The organism is Baekduia soli (assembly GCF_007970665.1).
GTDB classification, from domain to species: Bacteria; Actinomycetota; Thermoleophilia; order Solirubrobacterales; family Solirubrobacteraceae; genus Baekduia; species Baekduia soli.
Genome location: NZ_CP042430.1, coordinates 1,879,822 through 1,895,857, shown reverse-complemented (window position 1 = coordinate 1,895,857; position 16,036 = coordinate 1,879,822). Strand labels below are relative to the sequence as shown.

The following is a 16,036-nucleotide window of genomic DNA, read 5'->3' as shown; positions in this document are numbered from 1 at the left end:
GCGTCGCCGCGTTCGTGACGCCGATGGAGAAGCTGCTGGCCGGCATCGAGTCCAAGCGCGAGGCGATCGTCACCGGCCGCCCGCAGACCATCGACTCGCGGATCCCCGACCGCTACCAGGCGGCCATCGCCGCGCGCGTGGCCCGCGCCGGCCGGGAGGACGTCGCCCGCCGGATCTTCACGAAGGACGACACGCTGTGGGGGCCGGCCGGCCAGGCCGAGGTCAAGGACCGCCTGGGGTGGCTCGACATCCACGACAAGCTGCTCGAGGAGGCCGACGACCTCGTCGCGTTCGCCCAGGGCCTGCACGCCGAGGGCCTGCGCCACGCGGTGCTGCTGGGCATGGGTGGGTCGTCGCTGGCGCCCGAGGTCTTCAAGCACGCCTTCGGGACGGCCGAGGACGGGCTCATCCTGCTCGTCCTGGACTCGACCGACGCCGACGCCGTGCGCGACGTCGAGGCCGAGGTCGACCTGGAGCGCACGCTGTTCATCGTGTCCTCGAAGTCGGGCGGCACGATCGAGACGCTGTCGGCGTTCAAGCACTTCTGGGAGGCCACGGGCGGCGACGGATCGCGCTTCATCGCGATCACCGACCCGGGCACGTCGCTCCAGGACCTCGGGCGGGAGAAGGGCTTCCGCCGCGTGTTCACCAACGACCCCGAGATCGGCGGGCGCTACAGCGCGCTGTCGTACTTCGGGATCGTGCCTGCCGCGCTGCTGGGTGCCGACGTCCGCGCCGTGCTGGAGGGAGCGCAGGTCGCCGCCCGGACGTGCAGCAACCCGGACGCCGCGCAGAACCCGGGGCTCTGGCTCGGCTGCGCGCTCGGCGAGCTCTCGCTCCAGGGGCGCGACAAGCTGACGTTCGTCGTCGACCCGCCGATCTCGGCGTTCGGCCTCTGGGTCGAGCAGCTCGTCGCCGAGTCGCTGGGCAAGCACGGCAAGGGGCTCCTGCCCGTGGCCGACGAGCCCGTCGGCGCCGCGGAGGCCTACGGGCCCGACCGCGTCTTCCTGCACCTGCGCAGCGCGGCCCACGCCGACCACGACGCCGCCGTCGGGCGCCTGGCCGGCGCCGGCCAGCCCGTGCTCACGCTCGCCCAGCACGGCGCGTCCGACCTCGGCCGGATCATGGTCTTCGCCGAGTTCGCCACCGCGGTCTCGGGCTGGGTGCTCGGCATCAACCCGTTCGACCAGCCCAACGTGCAGTCCGCCAAGGACAAGACGAAGGAGGTCCTCGGCCAGGCCACGCCGCCCGCCATCGACGAGGCCGACCTGGCCGCGCTGCGCGCGCTGCTGGGCGCGGGGCCGCCGTCCTACCTGGCCATCCAGGGCTACCTCCCGCCGAGTGAGGAGTTCGACGGCGAGGTCGCCGACCTGCGCTCGCTCATCCGCGACCGCAGCCGCATGGCCACCACGTTCGGCTACGGCCCGCGCTACCTGCACTCCACGGGCCAGCTGCACAAGGGCGGCCCGCCGGAGGGCCGCTTCCTGCAGCTCCTGCACGAGGCCGACGACGACGTCACGGTGCCGGGCGAGTCCTACACCTTCGAGACCCTCAAGCGCGCACAGGCGGACGGCGACCTGCTCGTCCTGCGCGACCATGGCCTGCCGGCGGAGCGCATCGTCCTCCGCGGCGACCCGGTCGCGGCGCTGCGCACCATCAAGGAGCAGCTCTAACCCATGGCGCAGATCGGCTTCATCGGCCTCGGACGGATGGGCGGCAACATGGTCGCCCGCATCAAGCGCGACTCCGATCACGACGTCGTCGCCTTCGACTTCGACAGGGCGGCGGTGGCCAAGGCCGTCAAGGCCGGCGCGGTCGGCGCCACGTCGCTGGCCGACCTCGTCAAGAAGCTCGAGCCGCCGCGGACGGTCTGGATCATGGTCCCGGCCGGCGACCCCACGCAGCAGACCGTCGACAAGCTCGCCGAGATCATGGTCAAGGACGACACGATCGTCGACGGCGGCAACTCGAAGTGGACCGACGACAAGCAGCGCGCCGGCATCCTGCGCAAGCAGGGCATCAACTACGTCGACGTCGGCACCAGCGGCGGCATCTGGGGTCTGGAGGTCGGCTACTGCATGATGGTCGGCGGCCCCAACCGCGCGGTCAAGCGCCTGGCCCCGTTCCTCGACGTGCTCGCCCCGGCCACGACCGACTTCGGCCCGGGCTGGGGGCACATGGGTCCGGTCGGCGCCGGGCACTACGTCAAGATGGTGCACAACGGCATCGAGTACGGGATGATGCAGGCCTACGCCGAGGGCTTCGGGCTGTTCGACGCCTCCGAGTACGAGCTCGACAACGCGAAGATCGCCAACCTGTGGATGAACGGGTCGGTCGTGCGCTCCTGGCTCTGCGAGCTGGCGGCGCGCGCGTTCGAGCAGGAGGGCAACGAGCTGGCCGGGCTGCAGCCCTTCGTCGCCGAGTCGGGCGAGGGCCGCTGGACCGTGGACGAGGCGGTCGAGAAGAAGGTCCCGCTGCCCGTCATCGCCGCCTCGCTGTTCTCGCGGTACTCCTCACAGGCGCGCGGCGACTTCCAGGCCAAGGTCAACGCCGCGCTGCGCGCCCAGTTCGGCGGCCACCCGGTCAACCGCGCGGCGGGCGATTGATGACCACCACCGGCGACGCCCGCCTCGGCGAGACGCCGGAGGAGGGCAACCCGCTCGTCGAGGGCCTCGAGCGGCTGCCCGTCCACCCCACCACGCTCGTCATCTTCGGCGCGACGGGCGACCTCGCGCGGCGCAAGCTGCTCCCGGCGATCTACAACCTCGCGCACGAGGGCGCGCTGCCCGAGCGCTTCAACCTGGTGGGCAGCTCGCGCAGCGAGATGACCCACGAGGCGTTCGCCGAGCACACCGCCGAGGCGATCCGGCAGTTCAGCCGCCGGCCGCCCGACGAGACCGTGCTCACCGAGCTGCTCGCGCAGGTCCGCTATGTCAGCGGCAGCTTCGACGACGACGAGGTCTACCGGCAGCTGGCGGTCCACCTCGACGCCTACGACCAGACCGCGGGCCAGCCGCTGAACCGGGCGTTCTACCTGTCGACGGCGCCGGAGTTCTTCCCCGTCATCATCGAGGAGCTCGGCGGCCACGACCTCAACGCCCACGAGGGCGCCGAGGTGCGCGCGGTCATCGAGAAGCCGTTCGGGACGACCTTGGCCGAGGCCAAGGAGCTCAACCGCCGCGTCCTGGCGGTCTTCGCCGAGAAGCAGGTCTTCCGCATCGACCACTACCTCGGCAAGGAGACCGTCCAGAACCTCATGGCGTTCCGGTTCGCCAACGGCCTGTTCGAGCCGGTGTGGAACCGCAACTACATCGACCGCGTCGAGATCACGGCCGCCGAGGACCTGGGCATCGGCACGCGCGCCGGCTACTACGACCACGCGGGCGCGCTGCGCGACCTCGTGCAGAACCACATGCTCCAGCTGCTGTGCAACGTGGCCATGGAGCCGCCGGTGCACTTCGAGGCCGACGAGATCCGCGACGAGAAGGTCAAGGTCCTGCGCTCGGTGATCCGGCCCACGCCGGAGACCGTCGACGAGCTCGCCGTCCGCGCGCAGTACGGGCCGGGCACGGTCGGGGGCGAGGACGTCGTCGGCTACCTGCAGGAGGAGGGCGTCCCGGCCGACTCCAACACGGAGACCTACGCGGCCCTGCGCCTGGAGATCGACAACTGGCGCTGGGCGGGCGTGCCGTTCTACCTGCGCACGGGCAAGCGCCTGGCGCGCAAGCTCACCGAGATCGCGATCACGCTGAAGCCCGTCCCCCACCTGGCCTTCCAGCAGGAGGGCTCGGTCGGCGTGCGCCCCAACCAGCTCATCCTCACCATGCAGCCCAACGAGGGCGTCTCGCTGTCGCTGGGGGCGAAGATCCCCGGGGCCCGGATGCGCATCCGCCCGGTCAACATGGAGTTCCTGTACGGGACCTCGTTCATGTCGCAGTCGCCCGAGGCCTACGAGCGGCTCATCCTGGACGCGATGCGCGGCGACGCCACGCTCTTCACCCGCAACGACGAGGTCGAGGCGCAGTGGCAGATCTGCGACCCGATCGTCGCGAGGTGGGAGGCGACGCCCGGGCCGCTGGCGCAGTACGAGTCGGGCACCCAGGGACCGGCCGAGGCCGGCCGGCTCTTCGAGGCGGGCGCGCGCTGGCGCGCCATCTAGGCGACGCGATGGCCACCGTCGACACCGTCTGGCGCGCGACCGACACGAACCCGGGCGCGATCGACGCCGCGCTGCGCGCGGCGCTCTCGGAGGTGCACCGCGAGAACGCCGGCTACGCGCCTGCGCGCGTGCTCAACCTGGTGTGCATCGTCGACCGCCAGTACTCGGGCGAGATCGCCAACCGCCTGCGCAACGTGGGCCGCTACCACCCCTCGCGCACCATCGTGTGCTCCGTCGACCCGCGGCGCACCACGCTCGATGCGGTCGCGACGATCGCCGCGCCGTCCGAGGTCCGCCAGGGCGACATCGGCCTGCTGCGCGAGACCGTGGTCGTCGAGTGCGGCGAGCGCCACCTCGAGCACCTGGACCGCATCGTGGACCCGCTCGTCGTCACCGATCTGCTGACCTGCGTGTGGGCACCGCACGGCCACGCCGACGGCGTCGACTCGCTCCTGGACCTCGCGCAGGTCGCCCTGCTGGACAGCGTCGACGAGCCCGAGCCCGGCGACGCGATCCGCCGCGCCCGCCAGCTCTCGGACCGCGTGTACGTCGTCGACCTCGCGTGGCTGCGCTCCACGCCGTGGCGGGAGCGCATCGCCGCGACCTTCGACCCGCCGGTCGTGCGCCCCGAGCTGCGCACGATCTCCGCGGTGACCGTCCGCCACCACCCCGACTCGGCGTGCGCGGCGCTGCTGCTGGCGGGCTGGATGGCCTCCCGCCTGGACTGGCGCGTGGGCCCGCTGGTCGAGCACCGCGGCGGGGTGCTGGAGGGCTCGCTGCACGCCCGCCGCCAGGACGTCAAGCTGCGCCTGGAGCCCGACCCGCAGCTGCAGGTGCGCGGCCTGGCCGGGCTGACGCTGGCCACCGCCTCGGGGCGCAGCTACTCCCTGGACCGCGGGCCCGGCGGCCTGCACGCCCACTTCGAGAACGCGCGCGGCGACCGGCGCGACTGGACGATCCTCGGCGCCTCGCGCGGGGAGGCGGGCATCCTGGGCGAGGGCATCCGGCAGGCCTTGCTGCGCGATCCGACCTACGCGCCCGCCCTGGCCCGGGCTGCGGAGCTCATGGCATGAGCCCCTCCGACATCCGCCGGGTCCGCCCGGGCGTCGGGTAGCGTCCCGCTCCGATGCGACAGATCGTCGGCGACGTCCCGCTGGGCGGCAGCCCGTATCCGCCGATCGCGGAGTACGCGTTCCTCTCGGACTGCGAGACGACCGCACTCGTCGCGCCGAGCGGCAACATCGAGTGGCTGTGCCTGCCGCGGATGGACGGGCCGTCGGTGTTCGGCGCGATCCTGGACCGCGACGCCGGCAACTTCCGCCTCGGCCCGGTCGACCAGACCGTCCCCGCCGGCCGGCGCTACCTGCCGGGCACGATGATCCTCGAGACGACGTGGGGCACCCGGACGGGGTGGGTCATCGTCCGCGACGTCCTGCTCATCGGCCCGTGGCACCACGAGGAGGACCGCTCGACGACACATCGGCGCAGCCCCACCGACTACGACGCCGACCACGTCCTGCTGCGCACGCTGCGCTGCGTCAACGGCTCGGTGGAGGTGAACCTCGAGTGCTCCCCCATCTTCGGCTACGGCACCGACCCGGCCACCTGGGAGTACAGCTCGAGCGGCTACCACCACGCCCGCGCGACGGGGGCGCAGAGCGACGTCGTCCTCCAGCTCGACACCGACCTGCGGCTGGGCTTCGAGGGCCACCGGGCGCGGGCGCGCACGACGCTGCGCGACGGCGACACGGCGTTCGTGGCGCTGTCGTGGTCGGTGCACGGCGCGCCGCAGTCCTACGACGAGGCCTACACCTCGCTCGTGGGGACCGCGGACTACTGGCACGAGTGGCTCGCCCACGGCGAGTTCCCCGACCACCCGTGGCGCGGCCACCTCCAGCGCAGCGCGCTGACGCTCAAGGGCCTGTCCTACGCCCCGACCGGCGCGATCATCGCGGCCTCGACGACGTCCCTGCCCGAGACGCCCGGCGGCGAGCGCAACTGGGACTACCGCTACTCGTGGATCCGGGACTCCACGTTCGCGCTGTGGGGCCTGTACACGCTCGGCTTCGACTGGGAGGCCAACGACTTCTTCTACTTCATCGCGGACGTCGCCGACTCCGAGCACGACCTGCAGATCATGTACGGGATCGGCGGCGAGCGGAAGCTCACCGAGCAGGTGCTCGACCACCTCGAAGGCTATGAGGGCGCGCGGCCGGTCCGCATCGGCAACGGGGCGTTCGACCAGAAGCAGCACGACGTGTGGGGCGCCGTCCTGGACTCCATCTACCTGCACACGAAGTCGCGCGACGAGCTGCCCGAGAGCGTATGGCCGCTGCTCTGCCGGCTCGTGGAGGCGGCGATCGCCAACTGGCGCGACCCCGACCAGGGCATCTGGGAGGTCCGTGGCGAGCCGCGCCACTTCGTCAGCTCCAAGATGATGTGCTGGGTCGCGTGCGACCGCGGCGCCCGCCTCGCGCGGCTGCGCCAGGACCACGAGCGCACGACGCGCTGGCAGGCCGCCGCCGACGAGATCCAGGCCGACGTGCTCATGCGCGGCGTCGACCGGCGCGGCGTGTTCCGCCAGCACTACGACGCCGACACGCTCGACGCGTCCTGCCTGCTCATGCCGCTCGTGCGGTTCCTGCCCCCCGACGACCCGCGGATCGTGGCGACGGTCAACGCGATCGCCGAGGAGCTCAGCGTCGACGGGCTGATCCTGCGCTACCGCACGCAGGAGACCGACGACGGGCTCAGCGGCGAGGAGGGCTCGTTCCTCATCTGCTCGTTCTGGCTCGTCAGCGCCCTGGCCGAGATCGGCGAGCCGCGCCGGGCCCGCGAGCTGTGCGAGCGGCTGCTGGGCTACGCCTCGCCGCTGCTGCTCTACGCCGAGGAGCTCGACCCGCGCTCGGGCCGCCACCTGGGCAACTTCCCCCAGGCCTTCACGCACCTCGCGCTCATCAACGCCGTGATGCACGTCATCCGCGCCGACCACGACCTGGCCGTCACCCAGCAGCCCCTCGACGCGCGCCGCAGCGAGAACGGCCGCGCGCCCTCGCCGGTGCCGGCGCCCGCCGCGCCTCAGTCCTCGACGACCCCGCCGGCCTGACCGGCCCACCCCGCGACCCGCGACCCCGGAGTCCCCGTGCCCGTCCAGCTCTCCCGCCAAGCCGACGCCGAGTCCCTGGCGCGCCACGCCGCCCGCGACCTGGCCACCGCGATCGCCCACGCCCGCGCCGAGCGGGGCGTCGCCCACGTCGGCCTCGCCGGCGGCTCGACGCCCATGCGCTGCTACGAGCTCATGGACGGCCAGCTCTCCGACTGGACCGAGGTGCACCTCTGGTACGGCGACGAGCGCTGCGTGCCGTTCGACGACCCGGAGTCCAACCACGGCCAGGTCAAGGACCGCCTGCGCGCCCGGGGGGCGACCTGGCACCCGATGCCCGCGACGCTCGGCCCGGCCGAGGGCGCCATCGAGTACAGCCGCGAGCTCGGCGACACCGTGCTCGACATCATCCAGCTCGGGATGGGGCCCGATGGCCACACGGCATCGCTGTTCCCCGACCACCCGGTGCTCGACGCCCACGGCGTGGCCGCCGGAGTGACCGACTCGCCCAAGCCGCCGCCGCAGCGGATCACCCTCACGCTGCCCAAGATCAACTCGTCTCGGCGGATCGTGCTGCTGGCCGCCGGCGAGGGCAAGAGCGAGGCGCTGACGCGTGCGATGGGACCGCCGGACCGCCGGACCCCGGCGTCCCTGCTGGACCGCACGAAGCTGCTCATCATGGCCGACGCGTCCGTCCTGCCCGACTGACGGCCCGTGCACGAGCTCTGGCTCATCCGCCACGCCGAGACGCCGTGGTCGCTGGCCGGCCGGCACACGGGCCGTTCGGACATCCCGCTGACCGATGCGGGCCGCGAGCACGCCCGCGGCCTGCGCGACCGGCTCGGCGGCCGCGCGTTCGCGGCGGTCCTCGTCAGCCCGCTCGTGCGCGCCCGCGAGACCGCGCAGCTCGCCGGCCTGGACGCCGGGGCGCTCGTGCGCGACGACCTCATGGAGTGGGACTACGGCGACTACGAGGGCAGGACGACCGCCGAGATCCGCGCCGAGCGCCCGGACTGGCTCCTGTGGCGCGACGGGGTGCCGGGCGGCGAGAGCGCGGCCGACGTCGGCGCCCGCGCCGACCGCGTGATCGCCGAGGCCCTGGGGATCGACGGCGACGTGGCCCTCGTGGCCCACGGGCACGTGCTGCGCGTTCTGGCGGCACGCTGGACCGAGCAGGACCCGGCCTTCGGCGGCCGCCTCGCGCTGCGCACGGCGGGGGTCGGCCGCTGCGGCTTCGAGCGCGAGACGCGCGTGCTCACGGGTTGGAACGTGTAGGTCTGCACGCGGACGGCCGGGGGGTGCGTCCGCGGTCCGGGCTCCTCCGCCTGACGCCCCCCGGACGACCGCCGCCCCCGGGGGTCCCCGGGGGCGGCGGCGCTGCGGCGTCGATCGGGGCGCGGGCCCTCAGACCTCCGCGTACTCGGGCTCGCGCTCGATCCGCCGCGGGCCGGGCGCCGGCGCCGGCGCCGGGGCGGCGTGGCCCTCGTGGCCGCCGATGCGGGGCAGCCACTCCAGCCAGCGGGGCAGGTACCAGTTCCAGTCCCCGAGGAGCTTCATCGTGGCGGGCAGCAGGACCGCCCGGACGATCGTGGCGTCGATGAGGATGGCGGTGGCCAGGCCCACGCCCATCATCTTGAAGTCGAGGTAGCTCAGCGTCGCGAAGATGCCGAACACCGCGACCATCACGATCGCCGCGCTCGTGACCGTGCCGGCCGTCGTGCGGATCCCATGCGCCACCGCGTCCTGGGTCCGCATCCCGCGATCGAACGCCTCGCGGATCCGGCTGAGGATGAACACGTGGTAGTCCATCGAGAGGCCGAACAGGATCACGAACAGGAACATGGGCAGCCAGCTCGTGATCGACCCGGTGCTCTTGAAGCCCAGCAGCCCCTCGCCATGGCCGTCCTGGAAGACCCAGGTCAGCACGCCGTAGGCGGCGCCGACGGACAGCAGGTTCAACACGATGGCCTTGAGCGGGATCACGATGGAGCGGAACGTCAGCAGCAGGAGCACGAAGGCCAGGCTGAGGACGAACGCGAACACGATCGGCCAGCGGGACTTCATGAGGTCGTTGAAATCCTTGGAGCCGGCGGTCATGCCCGTCACGTAGGCCTTGGTCCCGGCGCGCTGCTCGAACTTCGGCACGACGTCGCCGCGCAGAGTGGCCAGGGCCGCGTTCGACGCGTCGTCGGTGCCCGAGCCCACGATGGGCAGGCTGACCTGCAGCACATGCCGGTCGGGCGACACGGTGGTGTCGATCGGCGCCTTGACCTTGCCGGTCGCCAGCGCGTCGGCCTCGAGCTGCCTGACCGCGGCGGTGATCCGCGGGCTGGTCACGTCGGCGGCCTTGAGGACCACCACGGCCGGGATCTCGCCGCCGGGGAACGCGGCCTGCATCCTGTCGTAGACCTTCATGACCGGCTGGTCGCGCGGGATCGCGTCGGTGCCGCTGTCGGCCGTGTGCATGTGCAGCACGGGCAGTGCCATCACCAGCAGGACGGTCGCGGCGGCCACCGCCGAGAGCCACGGGCGCCGCAGCACGGCGTTGAGCACGGCGTTCCACGCGCGGCCGCCGGAGTCGATGTCACGCGTCCGGGCGGCGGCCATGCGCTTGCCCAGGAACGGGATGCGGCCGCGCTCCAGCCACCTGCCCGAGCCCGACAGCAGCGCCGGGATCACGGTGACCGAGCCGATCATCGCCACCGCGACCACGAGGATCGCACCGATGCCCAACGCCGTGAACGTCGCGTCGCCGGCGAACATCATGCCCGCCATCGCGACCATGACGGTCACGCCGGAGACCAGCACGGCGCGGCCCGAGGTGCCGGCGGCGATCGCCACGGCCTCCCTGGGGCTCGCCCCGCGGGCCTTCTCCTCGCGCTCGCGGCGCAGGTAGAACAGCGAGTAGTCGACGCCGACCGCGAGGCCGACGAGCAGGACGATCTCGTTGATGAACTCGTCGAGGGCGACGAGGTGGCTGATCGGGCCCAGCAGGCCGATCGTGCCCACCACGGCGGTCAGGCCCAGCAGCAGCGGGACGCCCGCGGCGACCAGCGCACCGAACGTCAGCACGAGGATGAGGAGCGTGACCGGGACGGAGAGCATCCCGGCCTTGGCGAAGTCGTCGCCGAACGCCTTGGACAGCGCCTTGTCGGCGCTGGCCGATCCGAACTGCCCGACGTAGACCGACGGGTGCCTGTCGGCCGCGGCCCTGACCGCGTCCTCGACGGGGCCGACGCGCTTCTCGGCCAGCTTGGAGTCGCCGTTGATCTTGAAGGACACCATGGCGGAGTGGCCGTCCTCGGCGATCTGACCGCCGTTGCCCGCGGTGTAGGGCGACTGCACGTCGACCACGCCGGGCTGCCGTGTGACGCCGGCGACGACGTCGGCGACGGTCCGGCGGAACTCGGGGTCCTTCGCGGTGCGGGGATGACCCGCGGTGGACTGGATGAGCACCGACTCGTCGGCGCGGTCGGGGTAGGCGTCGTTGACGATGCGGTCCGCACGGGCCGAGTCGCCGTGCCCGCCGGAGTCGTTGGAGGGGTGCACGGTCCCGACGGAGCTGCCGGCGAACACCGCGATGAGCACGAACACGAACCAGCCGGCGATGGCCGTCCGGCGGTGCCGCGTGCTCCAGCGGCCGACGCGTGCCGCCAGCGAGGGGGAAGAAGCGGCGGAGGAGGGGGTCATGGGCGCCAGCATCGCGAGACGCCGCCGGATGGGCCATGTGGGGGACTGGCGTCCAGGGGTGGGGATGACCCCACCCGTAGGGGTTCGTCGGGGACCGCCCCTACGGGCACGGGCGTGACGGGCCGCCTTGCACAGCTGGTGCGATCGTGCAGCGTCGCTAGTCTGGGCCGCTGCGTTGCTCTGCGGTCCTGTCCCCCTGCGGCCGATCACCCCGAGAAGACCTCCCATGGACCCGCATCCCGATCTCGCGACGGCACCCGCCGGCTCCCCCGCCCGCGACGCCGACCCCGACACCCTGCACCCGCCCCGCGCCGGCGCGATGGACCCGGGCTTCGTCGAAGTCCGCGACACGACGCCGTTCGTGCAGCGCACGCCCGTGCGCTCGGCGTTCCCGCCCATCGCCGACTACGGGTTCCTCAGCGACTGCCACACGGGCGCGCTGCTGGCGCCCGACGGCACCGTGGAGTGGCTGTGCCCCCCGCGCTTCGACTCCCCGAGCGTGTTCGGCGCGATCCTCGACCGCTCCGCCGGCGGCTTCCGCCTCGGCCCGAGCGCGATGGGCGTCCCCGCCGGGCGCCGCTACGAGCCCGGCACGATGATCCTCGAGACGACGTGGATGACGCCGACGGGCTGGGTCATCGTCCGCGACGCGCTGGTCATCGGCCCGTGGCGCGAGCGCACGCAGGGCTCGACGACGGCCCACACGCGTCCGCCCACCGACTACGAGGCCCACCACGTCCTCGTGCGCACGATCACCTGCATCCACGGCCAGGCGCAGATCGAGCTCCTGTGCGAGCCGATGTTCGACTACGGCCGCGTCCCCGCCACGTGGAGCGCGGTGCCCAACGACAACCACGCGCTGGACGCCACCGACGGCGAGCGCGCGCTGCGCCTCATGTCGGACCTCAACCTCGGCATCGAGGGCGGCTGCGTCCGCGCACGCCACCGCATCGAGCGTGGCGAGACCCGCTTCTGCGCGTTGTCGTGGTCGCGCCTGCTCGACGGGCCGCGCACGGCCGAGCAGGCCACGCACGCGCTGGCCGTCACGAGCGAGTACTGGCGCGGCTGGCTGGCCGACGCCGACTTCCCCGACCACCGCTGGCGCAACCACCTCGAGCGCAGCGCGCTGACGCTGAAGGGCCTGACCTACGCGCCGACCGGCGCGCTGGTCGCCGCGCCGACCACGTCGCTGCCCGAGACCCCCGGCGGCGAGCGCAACTGGGACTACCGCTTCACGTGGATGCGAGACGCGACGTTCACGCTGTCGGGCCTGCACTCCCTCGGCCTCAACTGGGAGGCCGACGACTTCATCCAGTTCGTGGCCGACCTGGGGCGCAACGAGGACGGCGCCCTGCAGATCATGTACGGGATCGGCGGCGAGCGCGTGCTCGAGGAGCAGACGCTCGACCACCTCACGGGCTACGAGGGCGCGCGCCCCGTGCGCATCGGCAACGACGCCTACCACCAGCGCCAGAACGACGTCTTCGGCGCCGTGCTGGACTCGCTGTGGCTGCACGCCAAGGAGTACGGGCACAACTCGGCGCGCCTGTGGCCGGTCATCCACGACCAGGTCGAGCAGGCCATCGCGTCGTGGCGGCTGCCCGACCAGGGCATCTGGGAGACACGCGGCGAGGCCCGCCACTACGTCTCGAGCAAGTTGATGTGCTGGGTGGCGCTGGATCGCGGGGCCCGGCTGGCCGCCCGCCGCGGCAAGGACGAGCTCGCCGACCGCTGGCGCCTGGTGGCCAACGAGATCCACGCCGAGATCTGCGAGCGGGGCGTCGACGAGCGGGGCCGGTTCACGCAGTACTACGGCTCGCGCAACCTCGACGCGTCGCTGCTGCTCATCCCGCTCGTGCGCTTCCTTCCCCACGACGACCCGCGCGTGCACCACACGGTCATGGCCGTCGCCGAGGATCTGACCGAGAACGGCCTCGTGCTGCGCTATCGCACCGAGGAGACCGACGACGGGCTCTCCGGCGAGGAGGGCACGTTCCTCATCTGCTCGTTCTGGCTCGTCAGCGCGCTGCTGGAGATCGGCGAGCGCAAGCAGGGCCGCGCGCTCTGCGAGCGCCTCCTGTCGCTGGCCTCGTCGCTGGACCTCTACGCCGAGGAGCTCGAGGCATCCACCGGCCGCCACCTGGGCAACTTCCCCCAGGCCTTCACGCACCTGGCGCTCATCAACGCGGTCATGCACGTCATCCGCGACGAGCAGGCCAACCCGGTCTTCTAGCCGGCGAGCACGACCTCCAGGCGCCGGGGGCCGTGCACGCCCTCGACGCGGTCGAGCTCGATGTCCGACGTCGCCGACGGGCCGGAGACCAGCGTGACCGGCCGGCCGGCGACGATCGCGGCGCCCAGCCGCGCGGTCGCCTCGGCGACCCCGGCCACGACGTCGGCCGCGAGGACCACGCAGACGTGCAGGTCGGGCACCAGGGTGATGGCGCGCCGGCCGCTGCGTCGCGCCCCGTCGAGGATGATCGTGCCGGTCTCCGCGATCCCCAGGGCGCAGCCGCTGAGCACGCCGTCGACGGCGTCCAGGCGCTCCAGGGCCAGCGCCGGCTCGTCGACCTCGGGGCCGGGCGCGGCCGCCCGCCACGCCTCCGGCACGCCCGGCGCCACGACGGAGGAGCCCGCCCCGTGGCGGGCGAAGGCCTCGCCGATCGCGGCGGCGATCGCGGCGTCGTCGGCCGCGCAGCGCGTGACGGTCGCGCGGTAGTCGGCCACGCGGTCGGCGAACAGCCCCGCGAGGTCGTCGGGCGCGGCCGCCGCCGGGACCGCGGGCACGGCGGCGCCGGGCTCCCCGGCGGGCACGTCGGCCAGCGCCGAGCGGACGCGCGCCAGGACCGCCGCACGGGCCGCGCCGCCGCTCATCGCGCACGCCACCACTCGCGGAACGTCTGGGCGGGCGGCGCGGGCAGATCGCGCGACATCGTCCAGCCGGCCAGCGGCCCGGGGAGCCGGTGCTCGATCCGCCCGCCGCGCGCCAGCGGCCGCGCGCCCGCGCGGGCGAGCCGCTGGGCGGCCTCGTAGCGCCGCCGGCTGGAGAACACGCGCGCCATCGCCTCCATGCCCAGCCGCTCGCCGGCGGGCACGTCGCCCCTGGCCGCCTGCGCGACGACGCGCCCGCGCAGGTGGATGAGCACCCCGGGGATGTCGATGCCCACGGGGCAGACGTCGGCGCACGCGCCGCAGAGCGTCGACGCCCACGGCAGCGACGTCGTCGGCCCCCGCATCCCGTGCAGCTGTGGCGCGAGGATCGCCCCGATCGGGCCGGGGTAGGTGTCGCCGTAGGCGTGGCCGCCCGTGCGCTCGTAGACGGGGCAGACGTTGAGGCACGCCGAGCAGCGGATGCAGTGCAGCGCCTGGCGGCCGGTCGCGTCGGCCAGGACGTCGGTGCGGCCGTTGTCCAGCAGGACGAGGTGGAACGCCTGCGGCCCGTCGTCGGGCGCCACGCCGGTCCACAGCGACGTGTAGGGGTTCATCCGCTCGCCCGTCGAGGAGCGCGGCAGCAGCTGGAGCATCACGCCGAGGTCGGCGAGCGACGGGATGACCTTCTCGATGCCCATGACCGTGATGAGGACCTCCGGCAGGGTGGTGCACATCCGGCCGTTGCCCTCGGACTCCACGACGCAGACCGTGCCCGTCTGCGCGACGGCGAAGTTCGCGCCGCTGACGCCGACGCGCGCGCCGAGGAAGCGCTCGCGCAGGAAGCGCCGCGCGGCCTCGGCCAGCGCGGCGGGCTCGTCGGAGACGCCCTGCGCGCCGGGCAGCGTCCGCCGGAACAGCGCGGCGATCTCGGCCCGGTTGCGGTGGATCGCCGGGACGAGGATGTGCGACGGCGTGTCGTGGGCCAGCTGCACGATGAGCTCGGCCAGGTCGGTCTCGTGGGCCGTGATGCCCTCGGCGGCCAGCGCGTCGTTGAGCCCGATCTCGTCGGTGGCCAGCGACTTGACCTTGACGACCTCGCGCGCCCCGGCCTCGTGCACGAGCCGGGCGACGGTGGCGTTGGCCTCAGCGGCGTCGCGGGCCCAGTGCACGACGCCGCCGCGGTCGGTCACCGATCGCTCGAGCGCCTCGAGGTGGACGTCGAGGTGGCGCATCGTGGCCTCCTTGATGGCCCGGCCGGCCTCGCGCAGCGCCTCCCACTCGCCGATCTCGGCCACGACGGCGGCGCGCCTGTCGCGGATCGTGTGCGTCGCCCGGCGCAGGTTGGCGCGCAGCTGGCTGTCGCCCAGCGCCTCGCGCGCGGCCTCCGGGAAGCGGCGCGGGCCGTTCACGTCGCCGCCAGGATCTCGGCCAGATGCATCGTGCGCACCCCGGCCCGGCGGCGGCTCAGGCCGCCGCCGAGGTGCATGAGGCACGAGCTGTCGGCCGCGGTGCAGACCTCGGCGCCCGTGGCCAGGACGTGCTGGAGCTTGTCGGTGAGCATCGCGGTCGACGTGTCGGCGTTCTTGACCGCGAACGTGCCGCCGAAGCCGCAGCACGCCTCGGCCTCGCCGAGCTCGACGAGGTCGATGCCGCGCACGGCGCGCAGCAGCCGCAGCGGCGCGTCGCCCACGCGCAGCAGGCGCAGCGAGTGGCAGGTCGGGTGGTAGGTCACCCGGTGCGGGAAGGCGGCGCCGACGTCCTCCACGCCGAGCTCGCCGACCAGGAACTGCGACAGCTCGAACACGCGCGGCACGAGCGCGGTCACGGAGGCCTCCAGCCCCGCGTCGCCCGAGGCGGCGGCCAGGCCCGCGTACTGGTCGCGGACCATCGCGGTGCACGAGCCCGACGGGCAGACGATCGCGTCGGCCCCGGCGCCCTCGAACGCCCGGGCGAAGCGGCGCACGAGCGGGACCGATTCCGCGCGGTAGCCCGTGTTGGCGTGCATCTGCCCGCAGCAGGTCTGCTCCTCGGGGAAGACGACCTCGTGGCCCAGGCGCTCAAGCACCGTGACGGTGGCCCGGCCGACCTCGGGGAACAGGGTGTCGGCGAGGCACGTGATGAACAGCGCGACGCGCAAGGGCCACATCATCCCAAGCCGCGGAAGGCGGGAGGTGCCAGGACGGCGGATCGGGGTGTGTAACGTGGGAGGGAGT

General features: G+C 73.3%; 12 protein-coding genes. 8 read left to right on the top strand and 4 right to left on the bottom strand.

Translation table 11 applies throughout. The annotated features are described in order from the left end of the window. Positions 1-23: 23 nt before the first annotated feature. Genes FSW04_RS26965 through FSW04_RS08755 form a run of 7 tightly spaced genes read left to right on the top strand, consistent with a single transcriptional unit; the run spans position 24 to position 8,537 of the window. Complete coding sequence (locus tag FSW04_RS26965; protein WP_228431239.1) at positions 24-1,673, top strand: hypothetical protein; 1,650 nt, start codon at positions 24-26, stop codon at positions 1,671-1,673. Between the two features lie 3 nt (positions 1,674-1,676). Further along, positions 1,677-2,606: a phosphogluconate dehydrogenase (NAD(+)-dependent, decarboxylating) gene (gene gnd, locus FSW04_RS08780; RefSeq protein WP_146918367.1), complete on the top strand. Its 930-nt coding sequence runs from the start codon at positions 1,677-1,679 to the stop codon at positions 2,604-2,606. Continuing rightward, positions 2,606-4,159, top strand: a complete 1,554-nt coding sequence (gene zwf, locus FSW04_RS08775; protein ID WP_146918365.1) for a glucose-6-phosphate dehydrogenase — start codon at positions 2,606-2,608, stop codon at positions 4,157-4,159. The genes gnd and zwf overlap by 1 nt, the downstream gene beginning before the upstream one ends. Positions 4,160-4,167: 8 nt before the next feature. Next, the gene (locus FSW04_RS08770; protein WP_146918363.1) at positions 4,168-5,232 is read left to right on the top strand and encodes a glucose-6-phosphate dehydrogenase assembly protein OpcA; all 1,065 of its coding nucleotides are present in this window, start codon (positions 4,168-4,170) and stop codon (positions 5,230-5,232) included. A 53-nt stretch (positions 5,233-5,285) separates the two neighbouring features. Next, entirely contained in the window at positions 5,286-7,265 is a 1,980-nt protein-coding gene (locus FSW04_RS08765; protein ID WP_146918361.1) for a glycoside hydrolase family 15 protein, read from the top strand. 36 nt (positions 7,266-7,301) lie between these two features. Further along, positions 7,302-7,970, top strand: coding sequence for a 6-phosphogluconolactonase (pgl, locus tag FSW04_RS08760; protein WP_146918359.1), 669 nt, complete (start codon positions 7,302-7,304; stop codon positions 7,968-7,970). 6 nt (positions 7,971-7,976) lie between these two features. Beyond that, a complete protein-coding gene (locus FSW04_RS08755) occupies positions 7,977-8,537 on the top strand; it encodes a histidine phosphatase family protein (protein WP_146918357.1) in 561 nt (186 codons plus the stop codon). 129 nt (positions 8,538-8,666) lie between these two features. Here FSW04_RS08755 and FSW04_RS08750 read toward each other — a convergent pair whose 3' ends face one another. After that, positions 8,667-10,952, bottom strand: coding sequence for an MMPL family transporter (locus tag FSW04_RS08750; protein ID WP_146918355.1), 2,286 nt, complete (start codon positions 10,950-10,952; stop codon positions 8,667-8,669). 319 nt (positions 10,953-11,271) lie between these two features. Between FSW04_RS08750 and FSW04_RS08745 the strand changes: the two genes are divergently transcribed. Beyond that, a complete protein-coding gene (locus FSW04_RS08745; RefSeq protein ID WP_146923606.1) occupies positions 11,272-13,185 on the top strand; it encodes a glycoside hydrolase family 15 protein in 1,914 nt (637 codons plus the stop codon). On the opposite strand, the gene FSW04_RS08740 is transcribed toward FSW04_RS08745, so the two are convergent. From FSW04_RS08740 to FSW04_RS08730, 3 genes are read right to left on the bottom strand one after another with little or no spacing between them, the layout of a single operon-like run. Further along, positions 13,182-13,826 carry a LutC/YkgG family protein gene (locus FSW04_RS08740; protein ID WP_146918353.1) on the bottom strand — a complete coding sequence of 215 codons (645 nt, stop codon included), beginning with the start codon at positions 13,824-13,826 and terminating at the stop codon, positions 13,182-13,184. The two genes, FSW04_RS08745 and FSW04_RS08740, sit on opposite strands and share 4 nt — an antisense overlap. Continuing rightward, positions 13,823-15,232 (bottom strand): LutB/LldF family L-lactate oxidation iron-sulfur protein, encoded by a 1,410-nt coding sequence (locus tag FSW04_RS08735; RefSeq protein WP_146918351.1) that lies wholly within the window; start codon positions 15,230-15,232, stop codon positions 13,823-13,825. Before FSW04_RS08735 ends, FSW04_RS08740 begins: the two co-directional genes overlap by 4 nt. Beyond that, complete coding sequence (locus FSW04_RS08730) at positions 15,229-15,960, bottom strand: (Fe-S)-binding protein (protein ID WP_146918348.1); 732 nt, start codon at positions 15,958-15,960, stop codon at positions 15,229-15,231. The genes FSW04_RS08735 and FSW04_RS08730 overlap by 4 nt, the downstream gene beginning before the upstream one ends. Positions 15,961-16,036 lie beyond the last annotated feature (76 nt).